This window comes from Lacticaseibacillus suibinensis, from assembly GCF_003946175.1.
GTDB classification, from domain to species: domain Bacteria; phylum Bacillota; class Bacilli; order Lactobacillales; family Lactobacillaceae; genus Lacticaseibacillus; species Lacticaseibacillus suibinensis.
Map to the genome: position 1 here is coordinate 109,822 of NZ_RHOK01000005.1, position 19,009 is coordinate 128,830.

Annotated in this window: 17 protein-coding genes; 6 read left to right on the forward strand and 11 right to left on the reverse strand. The window is 54.2% G+C overall.

Going from position 1 to position 19,009, the window contains the following annotated elements; genetic code table 11:
• Positions 1–40: 40 nt before the first annotated feature.
• On the reverse strand, positions 41–574 hold the full coding sequence (locus EKM90_RS03980; protein ID WP_125579905.1) for a sigma-70 family RNA polymerase sigma factor: 534 nt from the start codon (positions 572–574) through the stop codon (positions 41–43).
• A 224-nt stretch (positions 575–798) separates the two neighbouring features.
• On the opposite strand from EKM90_RS03980, the gene EKM90_RS03985 reads away from it, so the two are divergent.
• Genes EKM90_RS03985 through EKM90_RS04005 form a run of 5 tightly spaced genes read left to right on the forward strand, consistent with a single transcriptional unit; the run spans position 799 to position 6,001 of the window.
• Positions 799–1,620 carry an ABC transporter permease subunit gene (locus tag EKM90_RS03985; RefSeq protein WP_164507846.1) on the forward strand — a complete coding sequence of 274 codons (822 nt, stop codon included), beginning with the start codon at positions 799–801 and terminating at the stop codon, positions 1,618–1,620.
• A complete protein-coding gene (locus EKM90_RS03990) occupies positions 1,613–2,329 on the forward strand; it encodes an ABC transporter ATP-binding protein (RefSeq protein ID WP_125579909.1) in 717 nt (238 codons plus the stop codon). Before EKM90_RS03985 ends, EKM90_RS03990 begins: the two co-directional genes overlap by 8 nt.
• Complete coding sequence (locus EKM90_RS03995) at positions 2,322–3,518, forward strand: acyltransferase (RefSeq protein WP_225422708.1); 1,197 nt, start codon at positions 2,322–2,324, stop codon at positions 3,516–3,518. The genes EKM90_RS03990 and EKM90_RS03995 overlap by 8 nt, the downstream gene beginning before the upstream one ends.
• Positions 3,502–5,040 (forward strand): AMP-binding protein, encoded by a 1,539-nt coding sequence (locus EKM90_RS04000; protein ID WP_125579911.1) that lies wholly within the window; start codon positions 3,502–3,504, stop codon positions 5,038–5,040. The genes EKM90_RS03995 and EKM90_RS04000 overlap by 17 nt, the downstream gene beginning before the upstream one ends.
• The gene (locus EKM90_RS04005; RefSeq protein WP_125579913.1) at positions 5,018–6,001 is read left to right on the forward strand and encodes an aliphatic sulfonate ABC transporter substrate-binding protein; all 984 of its coding nucleotides are present in this window, start codon (positions 5,018–5,020) and stop codon (positions 5,999–6,001) included. Before EKM90_RS04000 ends, EKM90_RS04005 begins: the two co-directional genes overlap by 23 nt.
• Positions 6,002–6,053: 52 nt before the next feature.
• Here EKM90_RS04005 and EKM90_RS04010 read toward each other — a convergent pair whose 3' ends face one another.
• The 5 genes from EKM90_RS04010 to recQ form a co-directional block, all read right to left on the reverse strand.
• A complete protein-coding gene (locus EKM90_RS04010) occupies positions 6,054–6,593 on the reverse strand; it encodes an NYN domain-containing protein (protein ID WP_125579915.1) in 540 nt (179 codons plus the stop codon).
• Positions 6,594–7,385, reverse strand: coding sequence for a 23S rRNA (guanosine(2251)-2'-O)-methyltransferase RlmB (gene rlmB / locus EKM90_RS04015; RefSeq protein WP_125579917.1), 792 nt, complete (start codon positions 7,383–7,385; stop codon positions 6,594–6,596).
• On the reverse strand, positions 7,363–7,785 hold the full coding sequence (locus tag EKM90_RS04020; protein ID WP_125579919.1) for a Mini-ribonuclease 3: 423 nt from the start codon (positions 7,783–7,785) through the stop codon (positions 7,363–7,365). Before EKM90_RS04020 ends, rlmB begins: the two co-directional genes overlap by 23 nt.
• Positions 7,782–9,185: a cysteine--tRNA ligase gene (gene cysS, locus EKM90_RS04025; RefSeq protein WP_125579921.1), complete on the reverse strand. Its 1,404-nt coding sequence runs from the start codon at positions 9,183–9,185 to the stop codon at positions 7,782–7,784. The genes EKM90_RS04020 and cysS overlap by 4 nt, the downstream gene beginning before the upstream one ends.
• Positions 9,186–9,248: 63 nt before the next feature.
• Complete coding sequence (gene recQ, locus EKM90_RS04030; protein WP_125579923.1) at positions 9,249–11,009, reverse strand: DNA helicase RecQ; 1,761 nt, start codon at positions 11,007–11,009, stop codon at positions 9,249–9,251.
• Between the two features lie 487 nt (positions 11,010–11,496).
• Between recQ and EKM90_RS04035 the strand changes: the two genes are divergently transcribed.
• Positions 11,497–13,191 carry a glycoside hydrolase family 3 protein gene (locus tag EKM90_RS04035; protein ID WP_225422710.1) on the forward strand — a complete coding sequence of 565 codons (1,695 nt, stop codon included), beginning with the start codon at positions 11,497–11,499 and terminating at the stop codon, positions 13,189–13,191.
• 86 nt (positions 13,192–13,277) lie between these two features.
• Here EKM90_RS04035 and EKM90_RS04040 read toward each other — a convergent pair whose 3' ends face one another.
• The 5 genes from EKM90_RS04040 to radA all read right to left on the reverse strand — a co-directional run bounded on the left by EKM90_RS04040 (position 13,278) and on the right by radA (position 18,999).
• Positions 13,278–13,709 carry an Rrf2 family transcriptional regulator gene (locus EKM90_RS04040; RefSeq protein WP_125579925.1) on the reverse strand — a complete coding sequence of 144 codons (432 nt, stop codon included), beginning with the start codon at positions 13,707–13,709 and terminating at the stop codon, positions 13,278–13,280.
• A 4-nt stretch (positions 13,710–13,713) separates the two neighbouring features.
• Positions 13,714–14,559 (reverse strand): NAD(P)H-binding protein, encoded by an 846-nt coding sequence (locus EKM90_RS04045; protein WP_125579927.1) that lies wholly within the window; start codon positions 14,557–14,559, stop codon positions 13,714–13,716.
• 177 nt (positions 14,560–14,736) lie between these two features.
• Positions 14,737–16,227 (reverse strand): glutamate--tRNA ligase, encoded by a 1,491-nt coding sequence (gene gltX / locus EKM90_RS04050; RefSeq protein WP_125579929.1) that lies wholly within the window; start codon positions 16,225–16,227, stop codon positions 14,737–14,739.
• A gap of 211 nt (positions 16,228–16,438) precedes the next feature.
• Positions 16,439–17,617 (reverse strand): PIN/TRAM domain-containing protein, encoded by a 1,179-nt coding sequence (locus EKM90_RS04055; protein ID WP_125579931.1) that lies wholly within the window; start codon positions 17,615–17,617, stop codon positions 16,439–16,441.
• Complete coding sequence (gene radA / locus EKM90_RS04060; RefSeq protein WP_125579933.1) at positions 17,614–18,999, reverse strand: DNA repair protein RadA; 1,386 nt, start codon at positions 18,997–18,999, stop codon at positions 17,614–17,616. Before radA ends, EKM90_RS04055 begins: the two co-directional genes overlap by 4 nt.
• Positions 19,000–19,009: the final 10 nt, after the last annotated feature.

The window sequence follows — 19,009 nt, forward strand, 5'->3', positions numbered from 1 at the left end:
AATCATCCGGCTAAGAGCGGCTTACCTCCACAGCCTTTCCTTAATACAATTGTTCTTTCAAATAGTTGCCAAACTTGACTCTGCTGCGTTCGACGGCGCGGCGGTCGGGTTTGGGGGTGACTTGATCGAATTGGGCGATAAGGCCGGCACGTTCAAGGTCGGAGAGGCTGGCGATGAAATGGGCGAGTTCGGCGCGGATGAAGAGATTTTCCTCGATGCGATAACTGACCGTGCCTTCACCAAAGGTCGTAGGAATAGGGTCGGGAATAATAATAGCGGTGGCATCGGCCATACGCTTTTGCGCCAGCCGATTCCGAAGCAAGGAATTGATGTGTGACACCAGCACCATGCGGTAAAACGAGCCAAAGCGCGAGCCGCTGCTACCGTCATACCGGCGCACCGCATTCAGCATCGCAATCCGGGCTTCTTGCAACCAGTCATCATAGGTGAAATCGCGAATGTAATAGGCTTTGACAGTTTTCAGTACCAGCGGCAGATATTGATTGAATAAGGTCGCAAACGCTTGTGAATCAGTGCGTGCCCGCTGGATCAAGCTCAGTTCTTCATCAGTCATTGACCCTCCTTTACGGTGGGCTAAGTCTATGGCGGTAGTGTAGCAGGAAACCATTTTTCTGCCTAGCGAACAGGTGTTGGCAAAGGCTTGTGGCGTCGTACACATCGAGCGGAAAACTAGACAAATCGCACAATTCCGTGTTTTTCTTAGCATATTCACATTTTCATCAAATTTGTCTCTTAGAATGTTGATAGTCTTAAATTTCAGAAACGGAGATGACCATGATGGACCAAACGACGACCTCGCCGCAAACGACGCACAAAGCTCGGTCTTTCAGTTTTAGCTGGGCAGGGCTCTTGCCCTTCCTATTACCAATTTTATTGATCGTGATTTGGCAGGTGTCGGTGTCGGCAGGTTGGGTGGACAGTCAACTGTTACCCTCGCCGCTTGCCGTCATTCAAGACGGAATTGCGCTGTGGCAAACCGGAGAACTGCCGAAGAATATCAGCATTTCCCTTTACCGCGCTACCACTGGCTTTGTGCTTGGTGGGAGCATCGGCTTTATCTTAGGGCTAGCCAATGGCTTATCCATGTTTAGTCGGCGGCTGCTCGATTCTTCAATTCAAATGCTGCGAAACATCCCCCATTTATCCTTGATTCCACTGGTTATTATTCTGCTGGGGATTGGCGAAACCGCCAAAATCTCACTGGTCACCATCGGCGTCATGTTCCCCATCTATATCAATACCTTCCACGGCATCACCAGTGTGGATCCGAATTTGATGGAAATGGGCCACGCTTATGGCTTATCCAAATGGGAACAGTTCACCAAAATCATTTTTCCTGGGGCGCTGCCGACAATTTTGGTCGGGGTGCGCTATGCCCTAGGCGTGATGTGGACGACCTTGATTGTGGCCGAAACGATTTCGTCGAATTCCGGGATTGGCTACATGGCCACCAACGCGCAGGAATTCATGGACATGGCCACGGTGCTACTATGTATCGTGATTTACGCCTTACTGGGGAAGTTGTCCGACCTGATTGCTAAAGCGCTAGAAAGTCTCTGCCTCAGCTGGCAAAACCAAGGAGGTGCAAGCCGTGAGTAATGCTCTGGTGACGCTCAACCACATTGATAAGCAATATGGCGACAACCACGCGCTGAAGGATGTCAGTTTCGACATTCAGCAAGGGGAATTCGTGGCGTTAGTCGGCATGAGTGGTGGCGGCAAAAGCACGCTGCTGCGCCTGATTGCCCAACTGGAACAGCCTAGTGCTGGGACCATCACTTACAGTCAGCCTAACTTGGTGACCCGGGTGATGTTTCAGGACGGCCGGCTGCTGCCATGGATGACGACGCTCCAAAACGTCTCTTTTAACAGCCACGATGCCAAAGTCAAAGCCCGCGCCCAGGCGACGCTCGAAGCGGTGGGGTTGAGCGATTTCGCCGCCCAGTATCCGGCTGCCCTCTCTGGTGGCCAAAAGCAGCGTCTGGCCTTAGCTCGGGCCTTAATGGCTGATCCTCAATTGCTGCTGCTCGATGAACCGCTTGGCGCCTTGGATGCCTTGACGCGGCGCAATATGCAGGCCTTCATCACGCAAATCTGCGACCAAAAGCACCTGACGACGCTACTCATCACCCATGACGTAGATGAGGCGGCGCGGATGGCAGACCGTGTCATTGTGGTCAAAAGCGGTCGCAATGTGTATGAAACCAAGGGCGCCAAAGGGCAGGATGCCGAAACCGTGGCCCGCGTGGCCGAAGAAGTGCTTGAAGTCATTCTCGCGCCAGAACAGGCGGTGACCGCTCGTGCCTGAACCGACCAAGAAGAAGAAACGTCCTTATTTACATGAAGTCGACTTAATGCGGATTATCTTCATCTTCGGGGTGCTGCTCAACCACACCACTACCGCCTTTTCCCAGTCGATGGCAGATGCTGCTGGGGCGCCGCACATGACGCTTTTGGCCACGCACCTGCTGATTCACTTCACCCGGATGGGCTTCATGTTCATGACCGGGCTGGTATTGACCTTGAACTACTATCATCGCAATGACTGGCCCACCTTCTTCAAGAAGCGCTTTGCCGGCTCCGGCTGGCCCTATGTGCTGTGGAACATCATCTTACTGACCGCGTCTTGCCTCCTGGCCATTGCGCCGTTCACCTGGGCCACTTACTGGCCGACGTTGACCTCTGCGTTGCTGCACGGGGATCAGTTCTATCTCTACTACATTGTGGTGACCTTGCAGTTGTATGTGCTGTTCCCGTTCATGGTGAAACTCTTCCAAAAAGTATCGAATCACAATTTGATTTTGCTGGTCAGCTTTCTCGTCCAGCTGGCAGTGGTGTTCTTCATCAAGTATGACTATCAATTCATGGATCGCTCCAACCTCACCTGGTGGGTCCGGTCCTACGGGGTCAACGTCTTCACCTACCAGTTCTACTTCATCTTTGGTGAATACACGTCGCTCCACTACCAGCAGATGGTCCAAAGCATTCGCAAACACGCCCGCGCTTTGATCACCGCGACTTTGCTGCTCAGCGTTGGCACCGTGCCGTATTATTTCTGGAACCGCAATGTGCTCGGCTTTGCCCACAGCTACGCGGTATCGCCGCACCAGCCATATATGTTCGTTTATGACGTGCTGATGATTCTGACCATTTTCTGGATTGGTCTAAAATACTCAGATTGGCGCCAGCACGGCATGCCGGCGCGGCTGGATCAATGGGTGAAAAATGGTGCCAAGGTGTCCTTCGGGATTTACCTGGATCAGACCATTGGCCTGACACTGTTGCGCTGGATTTTAGCCCAAACTCATTTGTCCGATTGGGGCTATTTCGCCGCCATTCCGCTCGGGTACGTCTTCGTGCTGGCCGTGTCCTTCGGCATTGCCTGGTTCTGCTACAAGGTGCCGCCATTTGGCATCTTGATTGGCCGGCCGCAATGGCACCTGTTAAAACATAATCGTCAACCTAAAGGAGCTTTGCTTAATGACACCGCTAAATAAACATCTGACTCAGCAAAATCAATCGCATCAGGACCAACCCATGGTCAAAGACATCGCCTTAGACCGCTGGTTCACTGGTGCGGATTTAGATCAAGACATTGAAGCCCTCAAGGCAGGCTGGCAAGAAGCAGGCCTTAGCCGCGGCGATGTGTTGATGGTGTGTTTGCCAAATTCGGCTGCGTTTATCCCGATTGACCAAGCCGCTTGGCAAGTGGGAATCGCGGTGCATCCAGTCTCCCCGACCAGCCCGGCCAGTGAACTGCTCGCCGACCGCGATGAGCATCACTATGCCGCCATGCTCCTACTGCCAGACATGGCCGCTCAGGTGATGCGTGATTCCTTCACCCAACAAGCGGTGACGCTGGCCACCCTGCCGACTGCCACGCTGGTGGTCGCACCGGCTGATTGCGGGCCGGCCCAAACTGGCCCAGTGACTGAAAACGACCTGGCGCTGATTTTGGCCACCAGTGGCACCACTGGCAAGCCTAAGCGCGTTGGCCTGTCGCAGCGCCTGATTTTTAACGCCGCCACGCATGACGCCCAAAGCAACGACATGCATGAAGACTCAGTGGCGTTGATCACCATGCCGATGTTTCATATCAACGCCCAAGTCATGGTGGCTTTGGCGATGCGCATGGCCGATGGCAAACTCGTGATTGCGCCGAAATTCTCGGCTTCGCGTTTCTGGAATTGGGTGGCCGATAACGGCGTCAACTGGACGTCAGTAGTGCCGACAATTGTAGGCATTCTGCTGCTAAACGAAACCGCCAATCAGGTCTACCATCAGCGTCGCACCGAGATTAATCTGATGTTCACGCGGTGCAGCTCGTTTGCCTTGCCAGAAGATCAGCTCCGCACCTTCCAAAACCGCTTCAACACCCATGTCATCGAAGGCTACGGCATGACCGAATCCGCCAGCCAGTGCACGATTAACCCGCTGGAAGCCCCGAAAATTGGCTCGGCGGGCAAGCCCTTTGGCACCAAAGTCAAAATCCGCCAGCAAGATGGCACGCTCACTACTGCGCCTTCCGTGCTGGGTGAAATTGTCATTGCCGGCGATCATGTCATCGATCAATACATGGATCCGCATGCCGATGCGTTTGCTGATGGGTGGTTTTTAACTGGCGATTTGGGCTACTTTGACGAAGATGGCTATCTCTTTGTCAAAGGCCGCGCCAAGGAAATCATTTCCCGTGGCGGCGAAAAAGTGGCGCCGGCCCATGTCGAAAACGTGCTCGACGAACTGCCCTTCATCGCCCAGCTGTGCGTCATCGGCCTGCCCGACCCACTCTACGGCGAAGAAGTCACGGCAGCGATTATTTCTACCACGCCTGGCGAAAACGAGGAAGAGCAGCGCCAAACTGTGCTTGAATACGGCCGCGCCCACCTAGCGAAGTATGAAGCACCCACCAAAGTGATGTTTTTGGATGAATTTCCCCGCAATCAAACCGGCAAAGTGCTGCGGCCAATGCTCAAGCAATGGCTGAAGGAGGGCGACCATGTCACACAAACCGCGCTTTAAAATTGCTTTGCTGCTCTTGGCGCTAGTCGCCTGGCTAGCGGTGGCGGTGTACGGCTACACCCAAACGATCACCTCTACCAGTAGCGACGGCAAGAAGCTGACGCGCGTGGTGGTCGGTTATCAAAAAGTCGACCCAGCGGATATTTCCCGCCAGCGCGGCGAACTCGCCAAGAAGATGAAGGCCAAAGGTTACAAGGTCGTCTTCAAGGAATTTCAAAGCGGTGCCGCCTTGATGACTGCGCTGAAGTCCGGCAACATCGACTATGCGCGCTTAGGTGACACCCCACCAGTCGTTAACCAAGCCAGTGGGTTGGATCTCGTCTATATTGGCGCCGGGGCCTCGAAGGAATATGGGACCGGCGTGCTGGTGGGCAAAAACTCCGGCATCACTTCGATTAAGCAGCTCAAAGGCAAGCGCATTGCCTACGCCAAAGGCACCGCTGCCGAGTTCACCATTATTCAAGTGCTTGCCAAGGCTGGTTTGACCACCAAAGATGTCACACTGGTCAACATGGACCAAGGCGCCGCCAGTGTCGCTTTTGCCAAAGGTAACGTCGATGCCTGGGTCACCTGGGATCCTTACACCGCCACCGCCCAAGTGCAACAAGATGCGAAGCTGCTGACCAATGCTAAGGGTCTGGCGATGAACCGGGACTTCGTGGTCGCAACGCGTAAGTATGCGAAGAACCACACCAAAGTCTCCAGCTTGTTGATTAAGTACATGGGCCAAGATATGACTTGGGCGACCAAACACCCCACTGAGCTGATCGATATGCTGAGCAAAACCCTGAAACTGTCGAAGAAGATTATGAAGCTCACCGTGGAGCGCCGCACCTTCTCGATGGCGCCAGTCACCGATGCGATTGTTGCCGAACAGCAAAAAATCGCCGATGTCTTCTATGAACAAGGCATCATCACCAAGAAAATTGACATCAATGACGCGCTACTTGATTCGAAGTGACATCTGCCAAATCAAAATGACCAGCCAAGATTTTACTTTGGCTGGTCATTTTTTATTGATCTTGATCTGGATGCCGCGTGAGCTTGCGCCGCGCTTTATCCAGCTTGCGTAGCTGCTCATTACTCCAAGGGGTGTTGCGCTTGCTTTCTCGCATGATGAACGGGTCGGTGGAATGGGTGAACTCGCGGTTCGACCGGGCAATTTCGCCGAGGAACTCGCGTGAAGAAATCCGCAGCGCACCGCGTGAAAACACCGTCCACTGTTCGGCCTGATCAGAAGTGACCACGGTGAGCTGTACCAGCGGCGTATTCAGATCATTGGCCAAGCGCTCGATATAGCTATCGGCGGTTTCATCCTGCTGGGTGAACACCACTTTGAACTGCCACTTATCGTAGCTTTCGCCGATGCCGGGCACATACATCGCGTCAAACACCACAATGATCTCCGCGTCTTCATGCGCCCGGTACTCGGCAATTTCGTCTAGCAACTGATCGCGCGCGGCGTCAAAATGACCGGTGGCTTTGAGCTTGGCCAATTCCGGCCAATTACCAATCACATTGTAGCCATCCACAATCAGCAGATGCCGGCGCATTTATTTGCCTCCACGGCTGGTAAAGCCTTGATACATCAAGATGCCGGCGGCGACACTGGCATTGAGGCTTTGCACGTGCCCCACCATCGGAATGGTCAAGGTGGCATCCATCAATTTGGCAATCCCCGGGGAAATGCCTTTCCCTTCGTTGCCAATCACCAGGGCGATACTGCCGGTGGCATTCCACTGGCGGAAGTCTTGGCCATCCATGGCGGTGCCGAAGATCCAAACCCCTTTATCCTTGAGCTTCTTGATGGTTTGGGCCAAATTCGTCACCCGCGCCACTGGCACATGCTCAATCGCCCCAGTGGAGACCTTCGCCACGGTGCTGGTTAAGCCAACCGCGCGGTGTTTGGGAATGATAATGCCATCCACGCCAATCGCATCGGCTGTCCGCAAAATCGAACCGAGGTTTTGCGGGTCTTCCAAGTTATCCAAAATCACAAAGAACGGGTCGTGCCCCTCGGCGTGTGCGAACAGCTCATCCAAAGTGGCATAAGCGTATGGCGTCATCGCCACCATCACGCCTTGGTGATTGCCGCCATCAGTCAGCAGATCCAGCTTAGTCTTCGGCACCTGGCTGACCAGAATCTTTTGCTTTGTTGCTTTATCGACAATCGCCCGCACCGGATCGCTGTTCAGTCCGTTTTGGACGAACAGCTTGTTGATGGTTTTGGCACTCCCATTTTTCAGCGCCTCGGCCACAGCATGGCGGCCGAAAACGAATTCATCTTCATGCGCCTGATCCTTGGGCTGACTGCGATGGGCTTCACTTGGTCTTGAATTGGCCATGGCCTGTCCCTCCTTCTTCGACAAATGCGATGCACCAGGCGGCAAGCTCATCGATGCGCGCCGTTTGGGCGGTTAACTTCAGATAGCCAAACAACGCTTCAAACCCGGTAGAAATGCGGTACGTCACGACATCCGTATGTTTCGCGTGGGTGTAACTTTTGGCGTTACGCCCGCGTTTGAAATAGTTCCATTCTGCTTCAGACAGCAGGTTTTGGTTTTCCATTTCGCCAATCAGCGCCGCTTGGGCTTTGGCCGACACGAAACTTTTCGCCGCCTTTTGCAGCTGGCTGGGCCGCACTAACCCGCGGTCCAACAAGTGCTCGCGCACGTAGACTTCATACACGGCATCCCCCAAGTACGCCAGGGCAATGCCATTCAATTGTTTTGCGTCAGCTGTCATTTGCGGCGCCACCTCGTTCCTTGTGCGGTATCATCCAGTAAAATTCCTTGGGCCTGCAGGTCGTCGCGAATCTGGTCACTCAAGGCAAAATCCTTGGCGGCGCGGGCGGCATTGCGCTTTTCAATCAAGGCTTCGACATCGGCATCCAGCAGCTCGGCTTGGAACTGCACGCCGAAAATCGCCAGCCACTGCGCCTGCAAGTCGAGTAGCGCCTGCAGGGTGTCGGCGTAAACCGTATCGGCGCCGGCGACTTCATTCATCAGCTTGGCCAAATCGTAAACCACAGCTAGGCCATTTTGCACGTTGATGTCGTCATCCATGGCCCCGATAAAGGCCGCTTTGAGGCTGGCCAACTGGGCCATCACCTCAGCACTGCTGCCAGGCTGGGCGCCTTGCTGCCGGTAGGCCACAGCATCGCGGGCAATTTTCAGCCGTTCGAGATTGCGGGCGGCTTCCTTGAGGCCGGCTTCAGAATAGCGAATTGGCCGGCGGTACTGCGTGCTGGCCATCAAAAAGCGCAGCGTCTGGGGATCAACCGTTTTGACGATCTCATGCACCGTGATGAAGTTACCCAGTGACTTGCTCATTTTTTCGTCAGCTTCCCCGATGGTCACGAAGCCGTTGTGCATCCAGTAGTTGACGAACTTCTTACCGGTAGCGGCTTCACTTTGGGCAATTTCGTTTTCGTGGTGCGGGAATTCTAGATCCTGGCCGCCACCATGAATGTCGATCGTATCGCCTAGCAAGGTCGTACTCATCACGGAGCATTCAATGTGCCAGCCTGGCCGACCTTGGCCCCAAGGCGAGTCCCAAGCAATTTCACCGGGCTTGGCCGCTTTCCACAAGGCAAAATCGATGGGATCTTCCTTGCGGGCGGTTTCGGCATCGGCCACATGCTGGGAGGCGCCTTGCTCCAGCTCGTCGACGTTTTTGTTGGCCAGCTCGCCATAGTGCTTGAACTTGCGGGCACGATAATAGACATCGCCTTCGGATTCATAGGCATAACCCTTGGCCATCAGGCGCTCAACGAAGCTAATGATTTCCGGAATCATTTGGCTGGCGCGAGGATGCGCCGTGGCCGGTTCGATGTTCAGCTTGCCAGTGTCGGCCATGAAGGCATCAATGAAGCGTTGCGCTAAGTCGAGCGGCGCCTCGCCGGTTTCATGGGCGGCGTTGATGATTTTATCATCAACATCGGTGAAGTTTGAGACGTACTTCACCTTGTACCCGCGATACTCGAAGTACCGCCGAATGGTATCAAAGGCAATCGCCGAGCGGGCATTGCCGATGTGAATATAGTTGTACACCGTGGGGCCACAGACATACATACTGATTTCCCCTGGTTTGATCGGTGTGAATGGTTCTTTTTGCCGCGTGAGCGTGTTATATAGTTGCAGCATTTTGTCGCCCCCTATGTCTCTTGTATCATACTCGAAAACCCGCATCGTTGCTAGTTGCGCTGTTTATTCAGCCGCCAGTGCTTCAAGGAAAATCGCCCCGTATTTGTCGACTTTGACCTGACCCACGCCTTTGACATTGAGCATCTGGGCTTCGGTTTGCGGCCGCAGCAAGCACAACTGCCGCAGCGTTTCGTCAGAGAAAATCACATAGGGCGGCACGCCTTGCTTTTGCGCTAAGTCGTAGCGCAAACTGCGCAGCTGCTGGAACAACTCGTCATCCACCGGCAGCGACTGGCGCGCCTTGACGGCCTGCTTACGCATCACTGTGGCCTCGCCGCGCAGCACCTGCGCGCCCAGCTCTGTCAGTCCCAGGGTCGGATACTGACCGCCCTGGGGCATGAGATAACCATCAGCCGTCAGAAAGTCGATAAAGCCACTGATGTCTTTTTTCCGCCAACTGCTTAGCAAGCCGTAAGTGGACAACTGCTCCAGCCCGAGTTGCGTCAAGCGCCGACTTTTAGAGCCTGCCAGCACATCAGCAATCAGGCCCTTGCCGTAGCGGCCATGCATCCGCGCCACGCAGGACAACGCCTTTTGGGCATCCAGCGTCACATCCACGGCTTCGCGGTCGTCTCGGCAATTCGAACACTGGCCGCAGGGCTGTGAGGCCTGTCCGAAATACTGCAGGATGAATTGCTGGAGACAATCGCCGGTGTTGGCGTATTGGTTCATCACCTGCAGTTTGCGGTATTCGTTTTGCTTGTAGGCGTCATCGCCTTCGCTTTGATCAATGAAGAAGCGGCGAATTTGCAAATCCGCCGGGGCAAACAGCAAAATCGCTTCACTGGGCAACCCGTCTCGCCCGGCGCGCCCGGCTTCTTGATAATAAGACTCAAGGTCGCCTGGCACCTGGGCGTGAATGACAAAGCGCACGTTGCTTTTATCAATCCCCATCCCAAAGGCGTTCGTCGCCACCATCACCGGCTTGCGATCAAAGAGAAAGTCTTCCTGATTGGCCGTGCGTTCCTGCTCGGACAGCCCCGCATGATACTTGGTCACGGCAATGCCTTGGCGGTCCAATAGCAAAAACAGCCGCTCAACTTCCTTCCGGGTGGCACAGTAGACAATGCCACTTTGCGTTTGGTTGAGCTTCAGGTAGTCGAGCAAAAAGGCATCCTTGTCCTGGCCCTTCACCACCTGAAAGCTCAGATTTGGCCGGGAAAAGCCAGTGTTGATCATCCCGGCTTCCGGAATGTTCAGGCGCTGGCCAATATCTAGCGCCACCCGCGTCGTCGCCGTAGCGGTCAACGCAATGACGGTCGGGTGCGACGGCAGCGCGGCAGCGATGGTTTGCAGCTGCAGGTAGCTCGGCCGAAAATCATGGCCCCACTGGGAAATACAGTGCGCCTCGTCCACCGCCAGCAAATCGATTTGCAAGCTGGCTAAGTCCTGTTGGAAATCCGGCATCTCCAGCCGCTCTGGCGCCACATACAGCAGCTTTACCTCACCACGCGCCGCCATATCTAGCCGGTGCTGGGCCTCTGGATAAGCCACGGTGCTGTTGATGTAAGTCGCAGGAATGGCATTTTCATTGAGGGCATCGACCTGATCCTTCATCAAGGCAATCAAAGGCGACACCACCACCGTCAGGCCGCTTTGTAGGAGCGCCGGCACCTGATAACACAGCGACTTCCCGCCACCAGTGGGCATGATGACCAGCGTATTCTCATGCGCTAAGACGCGTTCAATCGCTTGGCCTTGACCCGGCCGGAACTCATCGTAGCCGAATTTCTCTTTTAAAATACGCTGCGCCGCACTAGCCATCGTTTCTCCCCCGTTTCGTATTAGACTATTCTACCCGCCAAATGAAGCTGTGTAAAACCAGCAAATAAAAGGCTGTGGAGTGGGGCCGCACTTAGCCCGACAGGTAGCCTAGCCTGAAGCATTACCGCCGTTCTTTGGCGGTGAGGCTTCGGGCGTAGCTAACTGCTCGGGCGTTGGCCGCACGCAGCGCAACTATCAGGCAACAGGCAAGGCCGGTCTTAGCTCGAAAAATAGGTTTCAGTTTATCCTTTGCGTATTCTAACCGTCATTCTTTCCCGTTTTGGTCCAGACCAAACGGGATTATATTGTTATTTAATTAATTCATACCCACAAAATAAAGGCGTTCACACTTGTGAAAAAATTAAAAAAGATATTATAAAACGCTTCCATCAATCATTTGCCGGTGCTATACTCACCCTGAGCAAGGAGGAGTATAGACCAATGACAGTGCACTAGCCATTATTGGCTCGAGAGGAGTACATGGGTTATGAAGAAATGGGCAAATCTTTTGGTCACCACGTTGAGTACCGCTGGACTGCTGCTGGGGAGTAGCGGTTTCAGCGCCACCACGGTTCACGCCGCGACGGCTGACAACACACTGACTGACGCAGACATCAACGCCTACATCAGCCGGATGACCTTGGAAGAAAAAGTTGGGCAAATGTTTATCTCGCGCACCCCGCAGGACAACCAACAGGTGCGCCAAGACGTCGCCAAATATCACCTGGGTGGGTTGATTGTTTACGGCGCCGATTTCACCAGTGTTAAAGATGCAGCAGCGTTTAAGACTAAAATTCAGAGTTTCCAAGATGCTGCTGATCTACCGCTGCTGGTCGGTATCGACCAAGAAGGCGGCAAGGTTTCACGGCTGAGTGATAATCCAGTCGTGTCCGATTATCGTGCCTTCCCATCGCCGCAGCAGGCGTATGCCGAAGGGGGCATGCCAGAAGTCTTGAAAGAGGCCACCGATGTCGGTGCAATGCTCCGTGACCTCGGCGTCAACTGGAACTTCGCCCCTGATGCAGACACCACCAGCGACAAGGATGCCTTCATCTACGCCCGCTCGTTTGGTCAAGACTACGCGGCCACAGCGGACTACATCACGCAGGTGGTTCCGGCTTGGCAGCAAAATGTTGCCGCGACGTTGAAGCACTTCCCTGGTTATGGTGCGGCGATTGACACCCATACGGATTTTGCCGTGGTTGATCGCACCAAAGAACAATTCGAACAAGAGGACCTGCTACCGTTCAAGGCCGGGATTGAAGCCGGCGTTGATTCCATTATGATTGCTCATATTGTGATGAAGGCCGTTGATCCTGACTATCCTTCCTCCCTTTCGCGGAAGGTCGTTCAAGGCCTGCTGCGCGAAGAACTCGGCTTCCAAGGTGTGATTATCACCGACGGTCTGGGTATGGGCGCCATCACCAAGTTTGCTCAGGAACATAATGACGTTGCCGTCGACGTACTAGCTGCTGAAGCCGGTAACGATGGCATCATGAATAATGATTACGCGAAAGCCATTCCTGCCTTGCTTGATGCCGTTAAAGCAGGCAACTTGTCAGAAAGCGAAATCGACCAGCACGTCTTCCGGCTCCTGAGCTTGAAACGCAAACTGGGTCTGATTACCAAAGGTGACTTGGCCAAAAAAGAAATCACCTCTGACAAAGTGACCTACGACCAAGACGCAAAAGTCGCTCGCATCACTGGCACCGTCGTCGATCCGGACCTGTCAACAGGCGAACCCATTTATGCCAAGTCTGTTGATGGCGCACCTTTAGTGGAAACCGTGATTGGCGCCGGCGGCAAGTACGAAATCGACGTCCCACTGACGGATGCCAAGCAAGCTATCGTGCTGAGTACTGGGATGACCGACATCGCCCCACTGTCTTTGACCATCGATGCCTTGGCCAAAGCAGAAACACCGGTTGAAACTACCCCGACCCCAACCGACACCGGCAAGCAAGCCGCTACGGATAACCAAGGCAAGCCAGAGCCAAAACCCGTGAAAGCCCCGGCCAAGAAATTAGGCCATAAAGTGGTTACCACGGCAGCCAAGAAGAGCACCAAGGCAAGTCTGCCACGTACTGGCAATGCTAAAGATGCAGCCTTGGCGGGATTGGGTTTCATGGCCATTATTGCCGCATTTGGCGGGGCGTTCCTGCTCAAGAAACACGCGGCTTAATCAAGTCGTTCCTTCAAGCTCACTGATTCGTATCATCAGAAAAGGCCAACGTCTTAAAGACGTTGACCTTTTTTGCAAAAATCGAGCTAGTGTTTTGCCGCTTCACGCTGCAGAATATCTGAGATAATCCCCTGCAAACTAATCGCCGCCATTTGCGCCTCGGCCGCTTGCTGTACTTGTGCGTATACTGCATTCAGACTAGCCTGAATATTGCCGCCCACGATACATTGCGGGTTGGTTTTCTCATCAATATGCAGCAGCTCCTGGTTGCCTTCCAAAGCCTGGTAGACATCCAGCAGCGAAATCTCTGCCGCTGGTCGGCCCAGCGCCGGCGCGGCGGCTCCAGGCTGACTTGTCAGCAGGCCGGCCTTAACCAGTTGGGCCATCAGCCGCCGCACCAGGCTTGGATTGGCTTCGATACTGGCCGCAATGGCACTGCTGGAGAGATCGGCATCTTGGTAAATGTCGACATAGGCCAAAATATGCACCCCGTCGCTGAGCTTATGCGAGTATTTCATCGATTTACCCTCGCAGCACTGCCTGAATCGCATCTGGCAGTGGCGTTAGCTCATGCCCAAGCACTGCAGAAAGTGTATCACCGTCCGGCGTCAACTGGCCGTCCCGAATCGACTGCTGAATGCCCGACAATGCTGCAACCGCGCCGGCGGGCAAGCCCGCCGCTTCCAGCCCTTGTTTGTACGTCGCAACATCGAGTGACTGTGCCGTCGCCCCATCAATCGCCGCCGCCAAGTCCGCATAGGTCCGCGCGGGGCCGGATAATTCATAAACGGCCTGCGGTGCATCGGCCACCAAAATCTTGGCCGCTGCTTCGGCGTATTCCCGTTCCAAAGCCCAGCCCACCTGGCCGGTGCCAGCCGCGTAAACCAGGGGCTTGCCCGCGGCCGCCTTCTTCAAGCCATTTGCTTCATTTTCTAAGTACCAGTTATTGCGCAAAAAGGCATACGTTAAACCCGAATCCTTCAGCGCCTGCTCAGTCGCCTGATGATCCGCCGCCAGTGGGGCTTTAGACTGATCAGCATGGGGAAAACTGGTGTAAGCGACAAAACTGACTTGCGCCGCCTTGGCCGCATTGATCAGGTTCTGATGCTGCTGAAGCCGCGACACCTGGCCACCTGGCAGCGACGAAATAAACAGCAACCGATCCACGCCCTGCAGTGAAGCCGTCAACTGGTCTTGATCCGTGTAATCGCCAGGCCGCACCGTCACGCCGGCTGGCATTAAGCCCTTAGCCTTGTCGACATTGCGGGCCAACGCCACGACATTCTCAGCCCCGACTAACGCCACCAATTGTTTGACCGCGGTTTGGCCAAAGTGACCCGTCGCGGCAGTTAAAGCATATGTTGTCATAAAAAGCGCTCCTTTCGTCCTGTGACAATATAAGTAACTTGCAACAATTATTGTAACAGGATTGTTGTGAAGTTGCTAGGGTTAATTGAAACAATTTCCATTGAAGCAAGGTACCGCTATTTCCCGGGCAATGAATCAAACAGCCACCCCGCTGGGAGTGGCTGTTCATGCATCGTCTTACTTCTGTAAAGCTTGCAAAACGTAATCGATGTTGGCTAAGACTTTTTCGCGCCCCATCAGTTCGATGGTTTCGGCCAGTTGCGGGCCGTGCATCTCGCGGGTGGTAGCGATACGAATTGGCATGTAGAGCTTGCGGCCCTTCACGCCGGTTTCAAGCCGAGTGTGATAAACCGCCTGGTTGATGAAGTACGCCGAGAAGGTATCCAAAGCGCGCAGCTTAGTAGCAACGTTTTGAATCACTGGCAAAGCGTTGTCGTCAGCCAATTCCTTCAGCGCTGCTTCATCCAAAGCCTTAGGAGCTTCGAAGAAAATGCTGGACAGCTCGGTGATTTGGCCGGTGTAACTCATTTGCGGGATATACAGGCTAATCAGTTGCCGCGCCCATTCCAAAGTCTTCGGATCTGGATCTTTAGGCAACCGGCCGGATTCAATCAGGTTCTCGCTGGCCAAGGCGGTCAGTTCGTTTGGATCGGTCTTCTTGATGTACTGGTTGTTGACCCATTCCAGCTTCTTCTTATCGAAGCGCGCCGGACTCTTGGACAGGCGGGTTTCATCAAAGAGCTTGATGAAGTCCTTCTTGGAGAAGATTTCGTCTTCCCCTTTTGGTGACCAACCCAGCAAGGTGATGAAGTTAAACATCGCCTCTGGCAGGTAACCCAGTTCGCGATACTGTTCGATGAACTGCAAAACGGATTCGTCACGCTTGGACAGCTTCTTACCGGTTTCGCCATTGATAATCAACGTCATGTGGCCAAATACCGGTGGTTCCCAGCCCAGTGCTTCGTAAATCGCGATTTGCTTTGGCGTGTTGGCGATGTGGTCATCCCCACGTAGCACATGGGTGATTTCCATTAAATGGTCATCAACCACCACTGCGAAGTTATAGGTTGGCATGCCATCACGTTTCATGATAACAAAGTCGCCGCCGATGGTTTTACCTTCGATGGAAATATCACCTTTGACGATATCATTCCATTCGTAGGTCTTATCAGTTGGGATGTGGAAGCGAATGACCGGCTCTAGGCCCTGCGCCTTGGCGGCGGCAATTTTAGCCTGCTTCTCTGCAACGGTCATGCCTTCGTATTCGTAGACATAATGTGGCATTTCGTGATTGGCCTTTTGAGCTTCACGATCGGCTTCCAATTCAGCTTCGGTTTTGTAGGATTCATAAGCTTGGCCTTTATCCATCAGTTCCTGGATATAGCGTTCATAGATAGCCTTGCGTTCAGATTGCCGGTAAGGGCCAAAGTCGCCGCCTTTATCAGGGCCTTCATCCCAGTCGATCCCCAACCAGTGCAGGTTTTCGATCTGACTCTTTTCCCCGTCTGCAATGTTGCGCTTGGTGTCTGTGTCTTCGATCCGCAGCACCATTGTCCCGTTGTTATGCCGGGCAAACAAATAGTTGAACAGCGCCGTCCGCGCGTTCCCGATGTGTAAATGTCCGGTTGGACTCGGTGCGTAACGCACCCGAATTGGTCGATCTGTCAATGCACGATGCCTCCATAATTTTGTTCCCCAAACTGGGGCGTGCACCAAATAAAACGCAGTGCACTTGCATTGACAGTGTACCACAAGGGGCGGCTTCGAACACGCCCGGTTGCGAGTTTTCACAATAGCGCAGAAGCCTTTTTTCTGCAAAAAAAGCCGCCAGCGACGAAGCACTGGCGACTCGATCGGCTAGACGGCGAGCGCCTCGGCCCTACTTTTTCTTTTTCGTGTTCTTCGGTTCTGACGCCTCTGGCTTGGCATCCTTGCCGGCTTCATCGCGCAAGGACTGCTGCTGATGGGCAGGCTTGGCGAAAATCATCCGGCCGGCTGCCGTTTGAATGGCGGAGGTCACAATGACGTTCAGGGGCTTGTTCATGTAGAACTGGCCGTCTTCAACCACGACCATCGTGCCGTCTTCCATGTAGGCGACCCCTTGCTGCCGCTCAGTCCCAGACTTGATTACCGTCACGGTCATCGGCTCGCCAGGAATAAGATCCGGCTTCAGGGCATTGGCCAGCTCGTTGATATTGAGCACTGGCACGTTTTGAAACTGCGCCACTTTGTTGAGGTTGTAGTCATTGGTCACCACAATCCCATCCAGCATCTTGGCCAGTTTCAACAGCTTGCTGTCCACTTCGGTCATGTCTTCGAAATCGCCGTCGTACATTTCCACGTTGATTTCGTCATCGGCCTTCATCTGGTTAATGATATCCAGCCCCCGCCGGCCGCGGCCGCGCTTTAAGGCGTCGGCCGAGTCGGAAATCAGCTGCAACTCATGCACCACGAAGGTTGGCACGAGCAACGTGCCTTCCAAAAAACCAGTCTTGGCAATCGCCTGCACGCGGCCGTCAATAATCACACTGGTATCGAGCAACTTGTACTTGCGGAAGTTGTCCCCCACCCGGCGATCAAGCAGCGCCGCGTTGTCATCCTCTTTTTTCTCACGATCGCGGTCACGATTGCGCTGGCCGAACAGCTTGCGCCATTCGTCGCGCCGCGTGGTCCCCAGCCGAAAGCCGAAGTAACCAAGCAACATCATCAAAACCAGCGGCAACAGCACGCCCCATGGCCCGGGGAGATTATAAAAGAGAATTGAAATAATGGCAGCTAACACCAGGCCAACAATCGTGCCTAACACACCAAACAACAGGAACGATGCCGATTTCGTGCTGAGATATTTTTCTGCTTGATCGAGTTTGCGGATAATCCAACCGGACGCCACTTCAGAAATGGCCAAGAACACCACGGCGCCGATCAACCCGTCAACGATCGCGTTGTTCAACCACGCAATGCTGTCCAGATGCAAGAGCATCCATAAGAACGGCAGCGTATTGACCCCAACGCCGACGCCGACTAACCCAAACACGATTGCAATCACACGTTTTCTCATTTCGTTCCTCCTTTCTGATTGAATACGACTTGCAGCGCCTCACTGACGCTGGCAACACCAATCACTTCAATTTTATCACGGGAAGCAAAGCCCTGCAGGTTATTCTTAGGGACAAAAATGCGTTTAAAGCCTAATTTTGCCGCTTCTTTGATGCGATCCTCAATCCGATTGACCCGGCGCACCTCGCCAGTCAAGCCAATTTCGCCGACAAAACAGTCGGTCGGGGCGATTTCGGTATCGCGATACGAACTGGCAATCGCCATTGCCATCGCCAAATCGATTGCCGGTTCATCCAGCCGCACCCCACCAGTCGCCTTCAGGTAAGCATCCTGGTTTTGCAGCATCAGGTTAGCGCGCTTTTCCAGCACGGCGATAATCAAGCTGACTCGGTTATGGTCTAAGCCGCTAGACGTGCGCTTGGCGTTGCCGTACATCGTCGGCGTCATCAAGGCTTGCAACTCAACCAAAATCGGCCGCGTGCCTTCCATCGACACCACCACCGCAGAACCGGTGGCACCAGCCAAGCGTTCCTCGAGAAAGAGTTCGGACGGATTAGCCACCTCTGCCAAGCCGCTTTGGTGCATCTCGAAGATGCCAATTTCATTGGTGGAGCCGAAGCGGTTTTTCACCGAGCGCAACATGCGGTAGGTGTGGTGCATGTCGCCTTCAAAGTACAACACCGTATCCACCATGTGTTCCAAAATCTTCGGCCCCGCAATGGCGCCTTCCTTGGTGACATGACCAACAATGAAAATCGTGATCTGGTTGGTTTTGGCAATGCGCATCAGTTCGGCTGTCACTTCGCGGATTTGGCTGACTGAGCCCACCGCCGAATTCATATCCGGCACATTCATGGTCTGCACCGAGTCGATGATGACGTAATCCGGCGCCATGTCATCAATGGCGGCAATGATGCTGGGCATATCCGTTTCCGGATACAAGTACATCCCCGAATCACCCACGCCCAGGCGCATCGCCCGCAGCTTGATCTGGCTGGCACTTTCTTCCCCGGACACATACAGGACCTTCGCCCCGCCGCGGGCCAGGTAGCCCGACACCTGCGTCAGCAGCGTCGACTTGCCGATCCCAGGATCGCCGCCAATCAGAATCAAAGAGCCTGGCACAATTCCGCCGCCGAGCACGCGATTCAGCTCATTGAGTTCAGTGGCCACGCGCGGCTCTTTTTTGAGCGACACCTCATTGAGCCGCTGCGGGGTGATTTTGGTGCCGCCACTGGTTTTGCGCGGCGCCGCCGTCTTCACCGGCGCTTCGGTTTCTTCCACCAGCGAATTCCACGCGCCGCAGTTCGGGCAGCGGCCGAGGAAGGTGGCCGAGATGTAGCCACAATTTTGACAAACATATTTGGTTCTGGCCTTGGCCATCTACTCGCTT

Bases quoted from the DNA above. Each gene is read 5' to 3' on its own strand.
- EKM90_RS03980 (WP_125579905.1), bottom strand. From the start codon at position 574: ATGACTGATGAAGAACTGAGCTTGATCCAGCGGGCACGCACTGATTCA.
- EKM90_RS03985 (WP_164507846.1), top strand. From the start codon at position 799: ATGGACCAAACGACGACCTCGCCGCAAACGACGCACAAAGCTCGGTCT.
- EKM90_RS04000 (WP_125579911.1), top strand. From the start codon at position 3,502: ATGACACCGCTAAATAAACATCTGACTCAGCAAAATCAATCGCATCAG.
- EKM90_RS04005 (WP_125579913.1), top strand. From the start codon at position 5,018: ATGTCACACAAACCGCGCTTTAAAATTGCTTTGCTGCTCTTGGCGCTA.
- EKM90_RS04010 (WP_125579915.1), bottom strand. From the start codon at position 6,593: ATGCGCCGGCATCTGCTGATTGTGGATGGCTACAATGTGATTGGTAAT.
- rlmB (WP_125579917.1), bottom strand. From the start codon at position 7,385: ATGGCCAATTCAAGACCAAGTGAAGCCCATCGCAGTCAGCCCAAGGAT.
- EKM90_RS04020 (WP_125579919.1), bottom strand. From the start codon at position 7,785: ATGACAGCTGACGCAAAACAATTGAATGGCATTGCCCTGGCGTACTTG.
- cysS (WP_125579921.1), bottom strand. From the start codon at position 9,185: ATGCTGCAACTATATAACACGCTCACGCGGCAAAAAGAACCATTCACA.
- recQ (WP_125579923.1), bottom strand. From the start codon at position 11,009: ATGGCTAGTGCGGCGCAGCGTATTTTAAAAGAGAAATTCGGCTACGAT.
- EKM90_RS04035 (WP_225422710.1), top strand. From the start codon at position 11,497: ATGAAGAAATGGGCAAATCTTTTGGTCACCACGTTGAGTACCGCTGGA.
- EKM90_RS04040 (WP_125579925.1), bottom strand. From the start codon at position 13,709: ATGAAATACTCGCATAAGCTCAGCGACGGGGTGCATATTTTGGCCTAT.
- EKM90_RS04045 (WP_125579927.1), bottom strand. From the start codon at position 14,559: ATGACAACATATGCTTTAACTGCCGCGACGGGTCACTTTGGCCAAACC.
- EKM90_RS04055 (WP_125579931.1), bottom strand. From the start codon at position 17,617: ATGAGAAAACGTGTGATTGCAATCGTGTTTGGGTTAGTCGGCGTCGGC.
- radA (WP_125579933.1), bottom strand. From the start codon at position 18,999: ATGGCCAAGGCCAGAACCAAATATGTTTGTCAAAATTGTGGCTACATC.